The sequence below is a fragment of the Herpetosiphonaceae bacterium genome, from assembly GCA_036374795.1.
In the GTDB taxonomy this organism is placed as follows: Bacteria; Chloroflexota; Chloroflexia; order Chloroflexales; family Kallotenuaceae; genus LB3-1.
In genome coordinates this window covers 1-1,731 of sequence record DASUTC010000211.1, presented here as the reverse complement: position 1 = coordinate 1,731, position 1,731 = coordinate 1, and the positions used below count along the sequence as shown (strand labels likewise).

At 68.2% G+C, this 1,731-nt stretch carries 3 protein-coding genes; 1 reads left to right on the top strand and 2 read right to left on the bottom strand.

The genetic code is table 11. From position 1 onward, the window contains the following. Positions 1–93: 93 nt before the first annotated feature. Positions 94–723 (bottom strand): IS630 family transposase, encoded by a 630-nt coding sequence (locus VFZ66_16020; GenBank protein HEX6290697.1) that lies wholly within the window; start codon positions 721–723, stop codon positions 94–96. Next, a complete protein-coding gene (locus VFZ66_16015; GenBank protein HEX6290696.1) occupies positions 702–1,178 on the bottom strand; it encodes a helix-turn-helix domain-containing protein in 477 nt (158 codons plus the stop codon). Before VFZ66_16015 ends, VFZ66_16020 begins: the two co-directional genes overlap by 22 nt. Before the next feature lie 161 nt (positions 1,179–1,339). Between VFZ66_16015 and VFZ66_16010 the strand changes: the two genes are divergently transcribed. Then, positions 1,340–1,731 (top strand): transposase (locus VFZ66_16010; GenBank protein ID HEX6290695.1); only part of this gene is annotated, 392 nt, incomplete at its 3' end.

The window sequence follows — 1,731 nt, the reverse complement described above, 5'->3', positions numbered from 1 at the left end:
GGGCTTTTCCCGGCTGTCCTGAGGAGCTTTTCCGCTCCTCCCGGCCCGCTTGGCTGGGCTTCGCGCTCAGGCGGGCGCAGCTTGCCCCTCAACCTAAGCAGCCTTGAGCAAGGAAGCCGACGGATGAGGTTGGCGCTCCCGATTGAGGCGGTCGACCGCACGGTGGATGGTGCAGTCGAGATCGTCGGCGTCGACGAAGGTGCGATTGGCGAGGTGATGGCGTTTGAGATCGCGCCAGGAATGTTCGATCTCGTTCAGCTCCGGCGCATATTTGGGCAGCCATTCGACGGTGAGCCACGGCCGCTCGGCGAGCGCCTTGGTCGTGAGCTTGCTGGTGTGGATCGGGCCATTGTCCATCACCGCGACCAGCGGCCGGGTTCGCGTGGCGCCGCCGTAGCTGGCTTCGAGCGCGTTGAGCAGGTCGATGAAATCGGTCGAGCGTTTGCTGGCGCTGGTATGCACAAGAAGCTCGACGCGGATCGGATCGAAGGCGCCCAGCATGGCGCGCCGTTTTGCCTGACCCGGTGCCTCGATGCGCAGGTCCAAGCCGCGCCTGGCCCAGCAATGCGCCAGGTAAGGATGGGTGCGCGCCTCCGATTCATCGAGGAAGAGAAGGTCGATCATTGCCGCGGCGGCTTGCCGCCTCAGCTCCATGAGCCGGCTGTGACTGGCGGCGATGGCCTCGGTATCCTGACGGCCTTTCAGCGTGTGCCCCAACCCCATCGCTGGCGCGATGGGGGCCCCGACAAGCGGCCGGCGCCATGTGAACCCTTTCGGCGCAGCTGGATCGAGAGCCAGCCGTCCGAGATCGCCGGTCCCCCACGATGCTCGATCTCCGCCCGCAGGCGGGGCAGGGTCCAGCCGCCATCGTGGCGATCGTCCTCGTCGAGGATGGCCTCGGCCAGCGCTGTCGCTGCGATCCCGATCCGGCTCGGCCGGCCCGGTGGCTTGCGGCGCTGGAGGGAGGCGGTGCCGCCCTTGGCGAACAGGCCGCGCCATTCCCGCACGGTGCTGACATGCACGCCCAAGGCGGCGGCGATCCCTGCCGCCTCCCGGCCCTCCAACGTCAGCAGGATCGCCCGTGCGCGATCTGCCTCGGCGCGGTGGCCCGAGCGCGCGAGCAGACGCAATGCCGCACGCTCGTCACCATCAGCCCTGATCTTCGATCGTCCGACCATCGCCCGTCCCCGCTGCCCCAAAGACAGCAGAACGCCCAATGCATCGGCCTGTTTCAGCAGATGGGGTGATTGGGGCTCCCGACCGGGAAGGTGGCTGCTCCGCCCAGGATGGTGGAACGTGGTCTGTGTGCATCGGCCACGAGCATCGAGGAGGAGCAGCCATGAAGCACTTTGCCGGGTTGGACGTGTCGCTGGAAGAGACCGCGATCTGCGTGATCGATGAGGCAGGAACGATGGTGCGAGAGGCACAGGTCCCGAGCGAGCCCGAGGCTCTGGTGGCGTTCTTGCAAGGCTCGGGGCTCGTCCTGGAACGGACCGGCCTGGAGGCGTGCTCGTTGTCTGCCTGGCTGCACGAGAGCCTGGTCGCGGCGGGCCTGCCGGCGGTCTGCATCGAGACCCGGCGGGCCAAGGCGGCGATGGGTGCCATGCCGAACAAGACCGATCGCAACGACGCGCGCGGCCTCGCGCAGATCATTCGCACCGGCTGGTACCGGGCCGTGCACGTGGAGAGCCCGACCTGCCGGTCCTGGCGTGCCCTGCTGGCCGCGCGCCG